This is a genomic window from Promicromonospora sp. MS192 (assembly GCF_049532985.1).
Classification (GTDB): domain Bacteria; phylum Actinomycetota; class Actinomycetes; order Actinomycetales; family Cellulomonadaceae; genus Promicromonospora.
In genome coordinates this window covers 825,244-840,851 of sequence record NZ_CP186693.1, presented here as the reverse complement: position 1 = coordinate 840,851, position 15,608 = coordinate 825,244, and the positions used below count along the sequence as shown (strand labels likewise).

The 15,608-nt window shown below is 72.6% G+C and carries 12 protein-coding genes; 9 read left to right on the top strand and 3 right to left on the bottom strand.

What is annotated here, in order from left to right:
• The first annotated feature begins 3 nt into the window (after window positions 1–3).
• From ACO229_RS03780 to ACO229_RS03770, 3 genes are all read left to right on the top strand, one after another.
• Window positions 4–1,701, top strand: a complete 1,698-nt coding sequence (locus ACO229_RS03780) for an alpha-amylase family protein (RefSeq protein ID WP_423463818.1) — start codon at window positions 4–6, stop codon at window positions 1,699–1,701.
• The gene (locus ACO229_RS03775) at window positions 1,698–2,654 is read left to right on the top strand and encodes a TIGR03885 family FMN-dependent LLM class oxidoreductase (RefSeq protein WP_423463816.1); all 957 of its coding nucleotides are present in this window, start codon (window positions 1,698–1,700) and stop codon (window positions 2,652–2,654) included. Before ACO229_RS03780 ends, ACO229_RS03775 begins: the two co-directional genes overlap by 4 nt.
• Window positions 2,655–2,725: 71 nt before the next feature.
• Entirely contained in the window at window positions 2,726–4,273 is a 1,548-nt protein-coding gene (locus tag ACO229_RS03770) for a lipase maturation factor family protein (RefSeq protein ID WP_423463815.1), read from the top strand.
• A 10-nt stretch (window positions 4,274–4,283) separates the two neighbouring features.
• Here the strand turns inward: ACO229_RS03770 and ACO229_RS03765 are convergent, their stop codons facing one another.
• A complete protein-coding gene (locus ACO229_RS03765) occupies window positions 4,284–5,498 on the bottom strand; it encodes a LacI family DNA-binding transcriptional regulator (RefSeq protein WP_423463814.1) in 1,215 nt (404 codons plus the stop codon).
• Window positions 5,499–5,731: 233 nt separating this feature from the next.
• Here ACO229_RS03765 and ACO229_RS03760 point away from each other — a divergent pair, with 233 nt between their 5' ends.
• The 4 genes from ACO229_RS03760 (at window position 5,732) to ACO229_RS03745 (ending at window position 10,655) form a co-directional block, all read left to right on the top strand.
• Window positions 5,732–6,883, top strand: a complete 1,152-nt coding sequence (locus ACO229_RS03760) for a Gfo/Idh/MocA family protein (protein WP_423463812.1) — start codon at window positions 5,732–5,734, stop codon at window positions 6,881–6,883.
• Window positions 6,876–7,874 carry an ABC transporter permease gene (locus ACO229_RS03755; protein ID WP_423463811.1) on the top strand — a complete coding sequence of 333 codons (999 nt, stop codon included), beginning with the start codon at window positions 6,876–6,878 and terminating at the stop codon, window positions 7,872–7,874. Before ACO229_RS03760 ends, ACO229_RS03755 begins: the two co-directional genes overlap by 8 nt.
• A complete protein-coding gene (locus ACO229_RS03750; RefSeq protein WP_423463810.1) occupies window positions 7,871–8,881 on the top strand; it encodes a carbohydrate ABC transporter permease in 1,011 nt (336 codons plus the stop codon). Before ACO229_RS03755 ends, ACO229_RS03750 begins: the two co-directional genes overlap by 4 nt.
• 142 nt (window positions 8,882–9,023) lie before the next feature.
• Window positions 9,024–10,655 carry a hypothetical protein gene (locus ACO229_RS03745; protein WP_423463809.1) on the top strand — a complete coding sequence of 544 codons (1,632 nt, stop codon included), beginning with the start codon at window positions 9,024–9,026 and terminating at the stop codon, window positions 10,653–10,655.
• A gap of 273 nt (window positions 10,656–10,928) precedes the next feature.
• Here the strand turns inward: ACO229_RS03745 and ACO229_RS03740 are convergent, their stop codons facing one another.
• Window positions 10,929–12,308 (bottom strand): family 43 glycosylhydrolase, encoded by a 1,380-nt coding sequence (locus tag ACO229_RS03740; RefSeq protein WP_423463808.1) that lies wholly within the window; start codon window positions 12,306–12,308, stop codon window positions 10,929–10,931.
• A 192-nt stretch (window positions 12,309–12,500) separates the two neighbouring features.
• Here ACO229_RS03740 and ACO229_RS03735 point away from each other — a divergent pair, with 192 nt between their 5' ends.
• The gene (locus ACO229_RS03735) at window positions 12,501–13,196 is read left to right on the top strand and encodes a DUF4232 domain-containing protein (RefSeq protein WP_423463806.1); all 696 of its coding nucleotides are present in this window, start codon (window positions 12,501–12,503) and stop codon (window positions 13,194–13,196) included.
• A 137-nt stretch (window positions 13,197–13,333) separates the two neighbouring features.
• Here ACO229_RS03735 and ACO229_RS03730 read toward each other — a convergent pair whose 3' ends face one another.
• Window positions 13,334–14,956, bottom strand: coding sequence for a DUF222 domain-containing protein (locus ACO229_RS03730; RefSeq protein WP_423463805.1), 1,623 nt, complete (start codon window positions 14,954–14,956; stop codon window positions 13,334–13,336).
• 229 nt (window positions 14,957–15,185) lie between these two features.
• Here ACO229_RS03730 and ACO229_RS03725 point away from each other — a divergent pair, with 229 nt between their 5' ends.
• A complete protein-coding gene (locus tag ACO229_RS03725) occupies window positions 15,186–15,608 on the top strand; it encodes a hypothetical protein (protein WP_397432040.1) in 423 nt (140 codons plus the stop codon).

The window sequence follows — 15,608 nt, the reverse complement described above, 5'->3', positions numbered from 1 at the left end:
GCGATGCGGTCCTCCTGGTACTCGGACGCCGTCATCTACCAGCTCGACCCGCGCCTCTTCGTCGACTCGGACGACGACGGCTGGGGCGACCTGCCCGGCGTCATCGAACGACTCCACTACCTGCGCGGCCTCGGCACCACCTGCGTGTGGCTCCTGCCGTTCTACCCTTCCCCGTTCCGGGACGGTGGGTACGACGTCGCCGACCACCTCGCCGTGGACCCCCGCCTGGGCGACCTCGCCGACATGGCCCGGCTGCTCGAGACGGCCGACGACCTCGGTCTGCACGTGCTCGTCGAGCTCGTCACGCAGCACACCTCCGACCAGCACCGCTGGTTCCAGGAGGCACGGCGCGACCGGAGCTCGCCGTACCGCGACTACTACCTGTGGTCGGACGAACCGAACAACGACATCAAGCCGATCTTCCCCGACGTGGAGCCCGACACCTGGACGTGGGACGAGGAGGCGCAGCAGTTCTACCGGCACGGCTTCTACGCCCACGAGCCGGACCTGGCGCTCGACAACCCCCGGGTACGCGACGAGCTCCACCGCATCGTGTCGTTCTGGCTGCGCATGGGCGTCTCCGGCTTCCGGGTCGACGCGGTGCCCCTCATGCTGGAGCGTGCCCGGGCCGCCCGCCCCGACACGAACGGGCAGTGGCTCGTGCGCGACCTGCAGGCCGCCGTGTCGGCCCAGCGTGCCGGCGCCGCGCTGCTCGGCGAGGTCGACGTGGAGCCGGACCGGTACGCCGACTACTTCGGCCGCGACGGCGAGCAGGGCATGACCATGCTGCTCGACTTCTGGACGAACAACCACCTCTTCCTCGCGCTGGCGCGCGGCGTGGCGGAGCCGCTGACGCGCGCCCTGCGGGCCCAGCCCGCGCCCCCGCCGGGCTCGACGTACGCGCACTGGCTGCGCAACAACGACGAGCTGGACCTGGAACGGCTCACGGCGGACGAACGGAAGGAGGTGCTGGACGCCTTCGCGCCCGAGGACTCGATGCGTGTCTACGACCGCGGCATCCGGCGGCGACTGGCCCCGATGCTGGGCGGCGACCTGCGCCGCCTCGCCATGGCCCACGCCGTCCTCTTCTCGCTGCCCGGGCCGCCCGTGCTCCGGTACGGCGACGAGATCGGGATGGGCGACGACCTCGGCCGGCCCGAGCGGGAGGCCGTGCGCACCCCCATGCAGTGGTCGACGACGCCGTCCGCGGGGTTCTCCCGCGCCCCGCAGGACCGGTTCCCGGCGCCCGTGATCACCGGCGAGCACGGTCCGCAGAAGGTGAGCGTCGACGAGCAGAGCGTGCGGGACGGCTCCCTGCTGCACCGGGTCGGCGGCCTGCTGCGCGCCCGGCTCGGGCTCAGCGAGCTCAGCCGGACCCGGCCCCAGCCCTGGGACGTGGGCGTGCCGTCGGTGCTCGCACTGCGGTACCAGGTCGAGCAGTCGAGCGTGCTCCTGCTGGCCAACCTCGCGGACGAGGACGTCGTCGCGACCCTGCCCGCCGACGAGGTCTCCGCGCTGCAGACGGGTGCCGCGCGCTACGTCGACGTGCACGTCGACCAGGACTACCCGGCCGTGGAGCCCGACGGGCGCATCCCCCTGACCGGCTACGGGTACCGGTGGCTGCGCCGCACGATCGACGGCGCGTCCGGGCACGACGCCTCCGGCCACGGCGGTGACCCGGACGACGGAGCAGGCACGTGACCGTTCTCGGGTTCCACGTCTCCCACGAGCAGCTCCACCCGGCGGAGGGGTTGCGGGCGGCCCGCCTCGCGCAGGACGCCGGCTTCGACGCCGCGATGTGCTCCGACCACCTGGCGCCGTGGAGCGAGCGACAGGGCGAGTCCGGGTTCTCGTGGTCCTGGCTCGGCGCCGCGCTCGCCGCCACCGGGCTGTCCTACGGCACCGTGTGCGCTCCGGGCCAGCGGTACCACCCGGTGATCGTGGCACAGGCGATCGCGACCCTCGGGGCCATGTACCCGGGGCGGCTGTGGGTGGCCCTCGGTTCCGGCGAGAACCTCAACGAGCACGTGACCGGAGACCCGTGGCCGCCGAAGGCGGAGCGTGACGCCCGCCTGGCCGAGTGCGTCGAGGTGATCCGTGCGCTCCTGCGCGGCCAGGAGGTGGACCACACCGGTCTGGTCGTCGCCCGCCAGGCGCGGCTGTGGACGCTGCCGGAGGTGGTGCCCCCGCTGGTGCTCCCGGCGTTGACGGTCGCCACGGCCCGCCGGCACGCCGTGTGGGCCGATGGTCTCGTCACGGTGAACAAGCCGGCCGCCGAGCTGCGGCAGATGGTCGAGGCGTACCGCGAGGCCGGCGGGGCGGGCGAGGTGGCCGTCCAGGTGCACCTGTCGTGGGCGCCGACCGTCGAGGAGGCCGAGGCGATCGCGCTCGACCAGTGGCGCACGCTCACCGGTTCGCCCGCCGTGGCCGCGGACACGGCCACGACGGCCCGGTTCGACGCCCTGGGCCGGGACGTCGGCATCGAGCAGGTGCGGCGCGCCGTGCTGGTGGACGCAGACCTGGGCGCGCTCACCGGGCGGCTCGCCGCGCTCCGCGACGCGGGCGCCGACCGCCTCTACCTGCACCACGTCGGACGCGAGCAGGACGCGTTCGTCGAGGCGTTCGGCGCGCACGTGCTCCCGGCGCTGCGCTGAGCGGCCACGAGCCACCGCTGCGTCGCAGGAGCCGACTGGGGAGTGGCTCGCGCCCTGGCTACGGTGGCCACATGGCAGACACCCTGCCCGCCGTGCTGCCCGACTGGCTCGGCTGGTGGTCGAGCACGGACTACGACGTCGCGCGCACGCTGCTCCAGCGCGGCTTCGGCGCGCTGTACGCGCTCGCGTTCTGGGGTGCGCTGCGCCAGTTCCGGCCCCTGCTCGGAGAGCACGGCATCGCCACGGTCCCACGGTTCGTCCAGCGCACGCACTGGCGGGACGGGCCGTCGCTGTTCCGCCTGCGCTACTCCGACCGGCTGCTGGTGACGGTGGCGTGGTGCGGCGTGCTGCTCGGCGTGAGCGTCGTCGTCGGGCTGCCGCAGGCGGGACCGTGGTGGGTGCCGGCGCTCGTGTTCCTGGTGCTGTGGTGGTGCTACCTCTCGCTGGTCAACGTGGGGCAGACGTTCTACGCCTTCGGCTGGGAGACGCTGCTGTGCGAGGCCGGCTTCCTCGTCGCCTTCCTCGGGTCCGACGCCGTGGGCGTGCCGCTCGTGACGATCCTCGCGGTGCGCTGGCTGCTGTTCCGTCTGGAGCACGGGGCCGGACTGATCAAGTGGCGCGGCGACCGCGCGTGGCGGGACCTGACGGCCCTGTACTACCACCACGAGACCCAGCCGCTGCCCGGCCCGTTCTCGTGGCACGCCCACCACCTGCCGCGCTGGTGGCACCGGTTCGAGGTGGTCGGCACCCACGTGAGCCAGCTCCTCGTGCCGTATCTCCTGTTCCTGCCCCAGCCCTTCCCCTCGGTCGCGGCCGCGGTGTTCGTGCTGACCCAGGGCTGGCTGGTGCTGACCGGCAACTTCGCGTGGCTCAACTGGGCCACCATCGTGCTGGCGCTCGGGGTGGTCGACGACGGCACCTGGGCGTGGCTGGGCGGCCTGGTCGGGCTGCCCGACGGCGGAGCCGGGGCGGCCGGTGTCGGGGCCAGGGCGGCCGGCGTCGGGGCCGGGGCGGCCGGCGCGCCACTGGCGCCGCTCGCCTTCGTGATCGCGGTCTCCGCCGTGGCCCTGCTGCTGCTCGTGCTCTCGGTGCGGCCGGCGCTGAACCTCGCCTCCCGCAACCAGCGCATGAACGCGAGCTTCGAGCCGTTCCGGCTGGTCAACGCCTACGGCGCGTTCGGCTCGGTCACCCGGCACCGCGACGAGGTCGCCGTCGAGGGCACGCTCGACCAGGACCCCGGTCCGGGCGGCTGGACCGAGTACGAGTTCCGGGGCAAGCCCGGGCCCACGGACCGCCGTCCGCCCCAGGTGGCCCCGTACCACCTGCGGCTGGACTGGCTCATGTGGTTCCTGCCCCTGGGTCATTCCAGCCGCTGGTTCACCGTGTTCCTGCGCCGGCTGCTGGAGGCCGACCCCGCGACCCTCCGCCTGCTGCGCCACGACCCGTTCGGCGGACGCCGCCCCGTCGCCGTCCGGGCGGTCCTGTACCGCTACCGGTACACGACACCCGACGAGCGCCGGCGCACCGGCGACTGGTGGGTGCGGCAGCGTCTCCACCTGGCCGTGGACCCGGTGCGGCTGGTCGACGGGCAGCTCGTGGACGGGCGGGCGGCGGGCTGAGCGCGCGGGCTCAGGTGGCCGGGACCGGCCCTGTCGACTCCCGCCAGATGATCGTGTTCAGCGGCGCGTCCGCCGTCGTCGTGCCGGGTCCCGGCGGCGCGACGGAACCCGGGCCCTGGCCAGTGCGCGGGTCGGCGCCCGTCCCAGAGGCCGACGCAGGGCCCGTCCCAGCGCCCGTCTCAGGGCCCGTCCCAGCGCCCGTCCCAGAGCCCGTCCCAGGATCCGGGCGGAGCGTCGCGACCAGCCGGGCCATCGCCGCCCGCCCGAGCTTGCGGTGGTCCACGTGCACGGTGGTGAGCGTGGGCTGGAGGTAGGCGCCGAGCTGGTTGTTGTCCCAGCCGGTGACGCTCAGGTCGCCGGGGATCGACCAGCCGCGCTCGCGCGCGCCGAGGATCACCCCCGCGGCCCCGACGTCGCTCGCCGCGATGATGGCGGTCGGGCGGTCCTCCTCGGGCAGGGCGAGCACGGCGGCGCGCGCGCCCTCCGCCGACCAGTCGCTCTCGATCACGCGCGCGGGGCCGAGCCCCAGGCGCTCGATCGTCTCGACGAACACGTCCCGGCGGCCGCGCGCGGAGGCGAAGTCGAGGGCCCCGGTGATGTGGAGGAACCGCCGGTGGCCCAGCTCCGCGAGCCGCTCGACCAGGTCGGCGACCGGGGAACCGTCGGCGAGCTCACCGACGCCGCGGAACTCGTCGTCGTAGTCGGCGGACACCACTATCGCCGCCCGGTCCGGGAAGCGGTGCTCGGACTCGGGCGGGAGCGGCGCGAGCGCGAGCACGCCCTCCACCTGACCCGAGTCGGCGAGCTCCAGGACCCGCTCGAACCGCTGGGCGGGCCCGCCCTCGACGCTGAGCGCCTCGATCGTGTAGCCGTGCTCGTGGGCCACCTCCATGACGCCGCTGAGGATCTGCGGCGGACCGTACGTGGCCACGGCGGGCAGCAGCACCGCGACGCGACCGCTGCGCCGGGTGCGCATCGACCGGGCGGTCAGGTTGGGCCGGTAGTCGAGCTCGCGGACGGCGCTGCTGATCCGGGCGACCGTCTCGGGCCGCATCTTGGAGTCGTTGCGCAGGTAGCGCGAGACGGTCTGGTGCGACACGCCCGCCGCCTTGGCGACCTCCCAGATCGTCGCCCGCCGGCCCGGTCCGGCGGCCTGCCGGGCGGGACGGCCGGACGACGGCGCGTCCTGGGCCGCCTGGTCCTGTGTCGAGCTCTGGTTCGTCATGCCCCGTCCTCGCCTGTCTCCGGCCCTTAGTCGGTCCTGTGTCGGTCCTGTCCGCGGGCCGGTGCCCGGCCTGGCTCCCGGGACGATCATCCGGACCAACATTCTGGCACCATCTCCCGCCTGCCTCCCGCCTGCCAGCCGGGCGGTCACGAACCGGGACTCTTGCAAAGTGATCGATCACCTCCTACGGTATCCCGGAAACAGTGATCGATCACCCTGCGATGGAGCAGCCCGTGAAGAAATCCCCCGCACCCCTGCGTGCCGCCGTCGTCGGCGCCGGTGGCATCGCGCGCGGCAGCCATCTGCCGGCCCTGGCCGCCCTCGGCGACCGGGCCACGGTGGTCGCCCTCGTCGACGTCGACACCGAGTCGCTGCACCGGACGGCGGACGACTGGTCGGTCCCCGGCCGGTACACCGACCTGGACGCGATGCTGCGCGCCGAGCACCCGGACCTCGTCGTCGTCGCGACGCCGCCCGGCAACCACCGGGAGACCGCCGTCGCGGCGCTCGACGCGGGCGCCTGGGTGTGGTGCGAGAAGCCGCCCGCCCTGTCCCTGGCCGAGTACGACGAGATCGCCGCGCACGAGCGTGAGGGCGGGCCGTACGCCGCCTACGTGTTCCAGCACCGGTTCGGCAGCGGTGCGGAGCGGCTGCGCGCCCAGCTCGCCGACGGCACGCTCGGCCGCCCGCTCGTCGCCGTCTGCCACACCCTCTGGTACCGCCCGCCCGCCTACTTCGACGTGCCGTGGCGCGGCCGCTGGGAGACGGAGGGCGGCGGCCCGACGATGGGCCACGGGATCCACCAGATGGACCTGCTGCTGTCCCTGCTGGGCGACTGGCACAGCGTCACCGCCGAGATGGCCACGCTGGACCGCGACGTGCGGACCGAGGACGTCTCGCTCGCGATGGTCCGGTTCTCCTCCGGCGCGGTGTGCTCGGTGGTCAACAGCCTGCTCTCCCCCCGGCAGTCCAGCTACCTGCGGTTCGACCTCAGCGACGCGACCGTCGAGGTGGAGCACCTGTACGGGTACGGCAACGACGACTGGCGCTGGACCCCCGCACCGCACGTCACGGACGCCGACCGCGTGGCCGGCTGGCCCCCCGCCGACGACGTGCGCAGCTCGCACGCCGCCCAGCTCGCCTCGCTGGTCGGCTCGTTCGAGCGCGGCGAGCGCCCCCGTGCCAGCGGGGCCGACGGGCGCCGCTCCCTCGAGCTGATCACGGGCATGTACCGGTCGGCCCTGACCGGCCGGACCGTGCTGCGCTCGGAGCTCACCGGGGACGACCCGTTCGTGGCCGCGCTGCACGGCGGCGATCCGGAAGGGGCCACGCGGCGGCTGCACGCCGGTACCCGCCCCGACGTCGAGGAGTCGTCCCATGCCTGAGCGCCTGGCGACCTCCCCCGAACGTCCGCCGACCGGGTCGGGCACGACACCGGCGTCGCCCCCGCCGCAGACCCGGCGTCACCTGCCCTGGTGGAAGCGGCTGGCGCGGGACCGTGCGGTGCTGCTGCTGGCCCTGCCGGGCATGGCGGTCATCATCGTCTTCCAGTACCTGGCGCTCGGCGGCAACGTCATCGCGTTCCAGGACTACCAGCCCTACCTCGGCATCGAACGCAGCCTGTGGGTCGGCTTCGAGAACTTCCAGATCCTGTTCTCGGGCGACCCGGAGTTCCTCGCCGCGCTGCGCAACACCCTGATCATCACGCTGCTGCAGACCGTCTTCGTGTTCCCGGCGCCGATCATCCTGGCGCTGCTGCTGCACAGCCTGGTCTCCAACCGCGTGCGGCAGATCGTGCAGTCGGTGCTCTACCTGCCGCACTTCCTGTCCTGGGTGATCGTGGTGGCCGTGTTCCAGCAGGTGCTCGGCGGGGCCGGCCTGCTGAACAACTTCCTGCGGTCGCACGGCTGGGAGCCGATCGACATCATCGGCAACGCCGACGCCTTCTACGCCCTCATCACGTCGCAGGTGATCTGGAAGGACACGGGCTGGGCGACCATCCTGTTCCTGGCGGTGCTGGCCGGGATCGACAAGTCGCTGTACGAGGCCTCGGCCGTCGACGGCGCCTCCCGCTGGCGTCAGACCTGGCACATCACCCTGCCGGGCATGCGGCCGATCATCATCATGCTGCTCATCCTCAAGCTGGGCGACTCCCTGAGCGTCGGGTTCGAGCAGCTCCTCCTCCAGCAGCAGGCGGTCGGCCTCGGGGTGTCCGACGTGCTCGACACCTACGTCTACAACCAGGGCGTCCTGGGTGGGTTCTGGGGTGTCGCGGCCGCCGTCGGACTCGTGAAGGGCCTGATCGGCCTGGCCCTGGTCCTCGTCGCCAACAAGACCGCCCACGCCTTCGGCGAGGAAGGGGTGTACCGAGCATGAGCACGACCATGACAGCGGGGGCCGGCGAGAGCACGGGCCGCGGCGCCGGCGCGACTCCCCCGGGCCGCCGCGGCGGGCGCACCACCGGCGCCGGAGGACCGGCCGGCCGCGGCACCCGGAGCGCCGTGATCGACGGCGTGGCCATGCCGGGCCCGTTCGAGCGGACCGTCAAGGGCATCGTGCTGACCATCGCCTGCGCGCTGGTGATCCTGCCGTTCGTCGGCATCATCTCCACCAGCCTGGCCACGCCCGAGCAGGTCACCGAGGCCGGCGGCTTCGTGCTGCTGCCCACGGGGATCGACCTGAGCGCCTACCAGATGATCTTCGCCGGCGGCGTGGTCACGCAGGCGCTCTGGATCAGCATCCTGGTCACCGCCATCGGCACCACGCTGAGCCTGGCCCTGACCACCACGCTCGGCTGGGCACTGAGCCGCAAGGGCGCGTTCGGCGTGCGGGCGATGCTGCTCGTGGTGCTGATCAGCCTGCTCTTCAACCCCGGCATCATCCCGAGCTACCTCGTGGTCCAGCGGCTCGGCCTCCTGGACACGCTGTGGGCGCTGATCATCCCGACGTCGGTCTCCGCGTTCAACGTGGTGGTCGTCCGCGCGTTCTTCGTGCAGCTCCCGAACGAGGTGATCGACGCCGCCCGGATCGACGGCGCCACCGAGTGGCAGCTGTTCTGGCGCATCGGCCTGCCGCTGTCCAAGCCGGTGCTCGCCGTCGTCGGCCTGTTCTACGGCGTCGGCTACTGGAACGCGTTCTTCAACGCGCTGCTCTACCTGTCGGACGCGAGCAAGTGGCCCCTGCAGCTCGTGCTGCGCACCTACGTGGTCGACGGCGCCCAGCTCGGCTCGCAGGACCTCGGCATCGACGCCGCGTCCCTGCCACCGCAGACGTCGTTGCAGATGGCGATCCTCGTGGTCTCCATCGTGCCGGTGCTGCTGGTCTACCCGTTCCTGCAGCGGCACTTCGCCAAGGGGATGCTCACCGGCGCCGTGAAGGGCTGAGGTCTTCTCAGTGTCGCGGGTATCGCGTCGCGGGAATCGCGTCGCTGGAATCCCGTCGCGGGAATCACTCGAACCACTCGGATCACTCGATCACTCGATCACTCGATCACTCGATCACTCGATCACTCGATGAGGAGTAGTCATGAACAGCTTTCTGACCGATCCCGGCCTCAGCCGCCGCAGCCTGCTCAAGGGAGGGAGCGTCCTGGGCGCCTTCGCGCTGCTCGGCCTGGCGGGCTGCAGCAACGAGGGCCGCGGCGGCGACGCCCTGGCCGGCAACGCCTCGGTGGTGCTGCCCACCTACGTCCCGTACACCGGGGTGCCGATGGACATCAAGGGCACCGACGGCGTGCCCGACACGATGCTGAGGTACCCGGCAGCCCCGAAGGCCGTGACCGACGGCCCGCCCGGGGACGGCAAGGACATCGGCATCTTCGGGCTGACGAACACGCCCGTCCCGCCGTCGGTCGAGGAGAACGCGTACTGGCAGGCGCTGCACGAGCGGCTCGGGTTCGCTCTGACGATCGCGCTGACCCCGGCCGGTGACTACTCCGACCGGTTCCAGACCACGGTGGCCGGCGACCGCCTGCCGGACCTCTTCGAGATGTTCCCCGCCGACGTGCCCGGCCTGCCGAGCCTCCTGGAGGAGCGGGCGACCGACCTCACCGACCTGTTGTCGGGAGACGCGGTCAAGAAGTACCCGTTCCTGGCGAACATCCCCACCGAGAGCTGGCAGTCCTGCGTCTACAACGGCAAGATCTTCGCCGTGCCGGTGCCCCGCGGGCCTGCCCAGAGCGGCGTGTTCTACGCCCGCCAGGACTGGTTCGACGCCGAGGGCATCGACCCGAACGTGAAGTCGGCCGAGGAGTTCTACGACCTGTGCAAGGAGCTCTCTGGCGGCAACACCTGGGCGCTCGGGCGCGTGCCGCTGGGGCACCTCCGCCAGATGTACGAGATCCCGAACGGCTGGTCCGAGGACGGCGGCAAGCTGACCAGCGCGAACCTGCACGAGCGTCAGCAGGAGGCGCTGGAGCTCGGCCGGCGCCTGGTGGCCGACGGCTTCGTGCACCCGGACGGCGTCCCGGCCACCCAGCCGCAGCGCAAGACGTGGCTCGTCAACGGCACCATCCGGATGCTCGACGACACGTTCAGCGCCTGGCCGGACTTCTCGAACTACCCGATCGACGACCAGTTCCAGCTCTCGGTCGCGCCCCCGCCGCTCGCCGAGGGCGGCGGGACGGCGGGCATCCACCTGGGCGCGCCGGTCCAGAACATCACGTCCATCAGTGCCAGGTCCGAGTCGCGCGTCGAGGCCCTGCTCGACGTGCTGAACTACCTGGCCGCCCCGTTCGGCTCCGAGGAGCACCTGTTCCGGACCTACGGCGTCGAGGGCGTGCACCACGAGCTCGACGGCACCGACCCGGTCCTCACGGAGAAGGGCCGCACCGAGATCCAGCTCGGCCTCAAGTACGTCGTCGAGGGCCCGTGGGTGAACTTCCAGGCGGGCGACCCCGACGTCGCGCAGGCGGAGCACGACGCCCAGGCCGCCGTCGTGCCGACGGCCGTGCGCAACCCGGTGCAAGGCCTCTTCAGCGACACGGCCAGCCGCAAGGGCGGCCAGCTCGGCGAGCGGCTCGTGTCCGCGGAGAACGACATCCTGGCCGGGCGCAAGCCCGTCAGCGACTGGTCGGCGGCCGCCGACGCGTGGGTGAGGGGCGGCGGCGACAAGATCCGCGACGAGTACGAGCAGGCCCTGGCGGAACGAAACGGCTGACACGCCGGATAGTGCGCTTCTACCCAGCGATTGCGCCCAAGAACCATCGGGTTTCTGGGCATAATCGCTGGGTAGAGGCGCACTTTCGGGTGCGGGCGGGGACGGCGCGGGGTACCGGACTGCCGCGTGCCGTCGGCGGCGTCGGGCGCGAGCCGCCGCCTCCGCACCGCCAGACGCAGGGTGCCGGGGGCGCTCGTCCGCGCTCCGCTCAGCCGCCGCCCGCTTGGCGTCGGCAGCCGGGACGCTGGGCGCCAGCGGCCGGCGCGGCGAGTGCTAGCTGCCCGGCCGCCGGGCGACGTAGAGGCGGTTGCCGTCCGGGCCAGTCCACTCCAGGCGGACGACGCCGGCCGCCGCCGCGTCACCGACCCGCGCCGGGTCGGACCAGTAGCCCGCGGCCGGGTTGCGGAAGAAGGTCGCCCACGGCTGGCCGTGGTGATCGAGGAAGAAGTTGTTGTGGCCCGCGCCGACCCCGGCGGTCCAGCGCTCCGAGTAGGGCCCCTCGAACCGGTCGGCGAAGGCGACGACGGCGTCGTACTGGTACTGGACGCGACCGGTCCCGGGCGGGTCGTACGCGTTGCGCGTGCTGCCGTCGGCGCTGGTCGAGGTGCGGTCCCACGCGGCGTGCACGAGGAAGTACCTGCCGCCGTACCGGAACACGTACGCGCCCTCCAGGTACGGCTCGGGCGTGTAGGGCGACTGCTGGAAGAGCGGCAGGTTCGTGGTGGGGACGATGTCCTCCATGTCGTCGCGGAACGGCGCGTACAGGTGGTTGTGCAGCACCAGCCAGGCGTCGTCGCCCTCGGTGTACATGCTGCCGTCGATGTGGTGGTACGCGCCGGGCGCGATGAACGACGGGCCGCCGATGAACGGGTCACCGAAGGGCTTGTGCACGTTGCCCTCGGCGAGCCGGTACGGGCCTTCGGGACCACCCTCGCTGATCAGCAGGAACGAGCCCACCTTGGTGGAGTGGTCGCCCATGCAGGCCACGATGTACCAGGTGCCGCGGAAGTAGTGCACCTCCGGGGCCCAGGCGTTGCCGCGCTTGCCGAACTGGCCGTGGTCGTCCCAGTACTCCTGCCACGGGGCGACGACGGTACGGCCCGGCCGGTTCTCCCCGGCGAACTCCGGGGACCAGACCTTGCCCCGCTCGGCGTCCGGCCGGATGCCCATGGTGTCGGCGAGGCGCCACGGACCGCGCAGCGACGGCGCCGTCCACAGGAAGATGCCGTCGTTCCACGGGCCGGCGGCCGGGAGCCCGGGTGAACGCGTGGTGCCGGTCGCGACGTAGACCGGCCGGCCGTCGACGACGAAGCAGTTGACGTAGGTGTCCCGGATCCAGACCCGCCCCAGCTCCTGGTCCCGGGGGCGCAGCTCCAACGGCAGGACGAAGGAGTTGTCGTCGCGCGGCCACAGGTCGGTGCGGGTGTCCGCGACGCCGTAGGGCTCGGGATCGGGCCAGTTGCGGGGGTAGCGGCCTCCGTGCGACGCGGCGGGCGCCCCACCCCCGGCCGTCCCACGTGCCTCGCTCCGCCCGGGCGCCGCCGCAGCCGTGACGGGGAGCGCGAGACCCGCCACGAGTGAGCCGGCGACTCCTGCGGCACCCGCCAGGACCGACCGCCGGTCGACGGGGAGCTCGTTCCCGAAGCCAGTCATCTGCACCGTCCTCCTTCCGCGCGCGGCACCGGCGCCGCGCGTCGGATCGGACGCTAACCAGTGAGATTTCGCCGCTCAAGACACGACAGAAAGGTTCCCGGGGAGCGGGACGGATGCCTGTGCGGCAGGTGCGCCCTCCGTCCCATCTACTCCATCGGTTGCTTCGGTCAACTCTCGTCGTAGGGTGAAAACGTGATCACTCGACAGCGCAAGACCTGGCCGTACGGAGTCGCGGCCGCCGCCCTGCTGCTCGCGACCACGGGCTGCTCGGGCACGTCCGCCGACGACGGCACCACGTCGGGGACACCCACCGCGGAACCGTCGGTCACCACGTCGGCGCCGAGCACCACGGAGTCCCCGTCGGACGGCTCGCAGCCGACCGCCACCGACACTGCACCCGGCGGCACCCCGACAGCGTCGGACGGGGCGGGTGACGGCGCGGCCCCGGAGTCGACGCGCTGCCTGACGCCGGACCTCGCCGGGAGCCTCGCGCCGGTCGAGGGTGGCGGGTCGGCCGGGCACTACGAGGTCGCGATCGTGCTGACCAACACGTCCGGCACCGACTGCGTGCTGCAGGGCTGGCCGGGCGCGTCCTTCGTCGGGGACGGCGACGGCACGCAGATCGGCGCAGCCGCGACCCTCGACCGGTCGAGCCCGCACGAGCCCGTGACGCTCGCCCCGGGGGACGCCGCGCACGCCGTCGTGCTCGTCTCGAACGCCGAGAACTACGGCGACGAGTGCCGACAGACGCCCGCGGACGGACTCCGCGTCTACCCGCCCGGGGAGACCCGATCGCTGTTCGTGCAGAACGACGAGCTGACGCTCGTGGGCTGCGCGAGCGCGGAGCAGGAGCTGCTGGAGGTGGGCGCGTTCCAGCCGGGTGAGTGATGGGTGGCCGGTGCTGGACGAACCGTGGCCCCTCGGAGAGGCGCGTTCCAGCCTGGCCGCCGGGCCGCGCCGGAGGAACCCTGACTCGCCTCGCAGTGCATCCCCGTGGTCTGCGGTGCGTCCTCGCCGGTGCGGGGTCATGCGGCTCGTGTCTCGGGCAGGCCGTCGATGGGTTCGGGTAGCCCGATGGGCTGCCCGTAGGTGTCGGTGAAGGCCCAGCCGGTCTCGAGCAGGGTGGCCCCCGTGGCCCCGGTGGTGGGTTTGCCTGTCCAGTGCATGGCGATGCCTCGGGCATCGACGAGCTGGTGGTGGTACCAGCACAGCAGGGCGCTGTTGGCCACGCTGGTGGATCCGCCCTGGGCCCAGTGGGTGATGGCGTGGTGGACCTCGCACCGGGAGGGTGGTTGATCGCACCCGGGGTAGACACAGTGCCGGTCACGGGCGATCACGGCACGGCGCATCTGCCCGGTGACCGTGCGCTGCGCACGGCCCACGTCCAGTGCCGCACCGTCGGAGCCGAACACGATCCGGGTGATCGCACTGTCGCAGGCCAGGCGGCGCAGCAGGGCGCGCGGGACCCGGTCACGGGACTCCGTGAACACCGCACCTCCGGCAAGACCCACACGTCCGGCGGTCGCCGCTCGGCCTGGCATGGCCTGCCCGCAGGTGACGCACAGTCCTTCACGGGTGCGGGTGACCTGGGTGGCCAGCTCCGACCAGGACACCGTCACGTTCAGGTGCGGGCGCACCGCAGCCCCGGGCGAGGCCTGATCGGTGTCCAGCACCACCCGGGCCAGGTCCGCCAACCCGTGCGCACGCCGCTGCCCCGGGGACCGGTCGTCTCCCACCGCCGGTACGCCCATCACCCCGCCCAGCGCCGCCTGCACCAGGGCCCCGTGCTCGTCGGTCAGGAACCCCGCCACATGGAAACCACCGAGCGTCCTGGACAGGTCCAGGAACTCGCCCTGGGCTGCCTTGTCATCCAGGACGTCGTCCGTGTCCGGGTCGACCACGGTGGCGAACCGGCGTGCCACCACCCGGAACTGGTCCGCGTTCAACCCGTCCGCCTCACCCAGCACCACGGCCTCGCCCGTGACCACGGTTCCCTCACAGACTGCGCTCTCCAGCACCCGCGTGATCAGGTCCCGCGTCCTGGACCCGTCCGGGTCGTCGACCGGGTCGGGGAAGTCCACCGGCACCGACTGCACGAACACCTCCGGTGTCGTGGACTCACCCGTGCGGGTATCGATCAGCCACGCCAGCGCATCCCGCCGCGTCCCGCTCGTGGGTGCCGTCTCCGCCATCACCCGGGCATGATCCACACCCAGCCGCCCCGCCAGCACCCGGTCCCGGGTCTCGGGCAGCGCCTGCTCCAACCGCCGCGCAACGGACACGTCCTTACGCGCCGTCGAAGCCGACACACCCTCCCGCAGGCGTAGCCACGACGCGAACGTCCGCGACATCCCACCCGAACGCCACGACCCCTCCTCCTCGATCCGCGGCAGCACCACCCATCGCACACCCTCCAACCGGCCCACCGCCCGCCGCACCCGGCCGTGCATCTCCACCAACCGCGACACGGCGGGAGCACCCCATCCGTCAAGAACCCCCGGCGCCACCAGGCCGGCCAGATCCTCCACCGCCGCCTCGATCCGGTCCAGCACCCCCTCCAGAGAGCCGGCCGGGCACGCCTCCGCGGACACGCCGACGCCGGCCGAACCGCCCGACATCCCACCCGCAGCCCCGCGCTCCACAGCCACAGGCGCGCCACCAGGGCCACCGCCCACAGCACCATCCGGAGCACCGCCCGGGATCGTCCCGCTCACCGACCACTCCACCTGGCACCACCCCCTTGCCCCGCCCGCCACTCTCTTCCGGAACCATCATCTCGAACATTCGTACGGAGCGCAGCGCGAATCCTGAATCTGTGGACAACCGCACCACACCCGGCCGCCCGCACGCCGAGAGCCAGACATAGGCTCATCCCCCATGGACCACGAACCCATGCGCCGGGTGGCCGAGTTCCGCACGACGTTCGACGGCGAGGCCAGGACCGGACACCCCGACGTGGCGGAGCACCGGCGAACCCTCCTGGTCGAGGAAGCCGCCGAGGCGGCCGAAGCACTCACGGACCTGGCGGAGGCCCTCCGTTCCGGCGCGGACCCGGCCGCCGCCTACCGGGCGGTCGCCAAGGAGCTCGCCGACGTCCTCTACGTCACCTACGGTGCCGCGGACACGCTGGGCATCGATCTGCCGGCTGTATTCGTCGAGGTACACCGGTCCAACATGAGCAAGATCGGCGACGACGGCCGCGTCCTGCGCCGGGCCGACGGGAAGGTGCTCAAGGGCCCGGGTTACGAGCCCCCGGTCCTCGACGACGTCGTCGAGTGGCCGCACTCCGCCGGCTCGTAG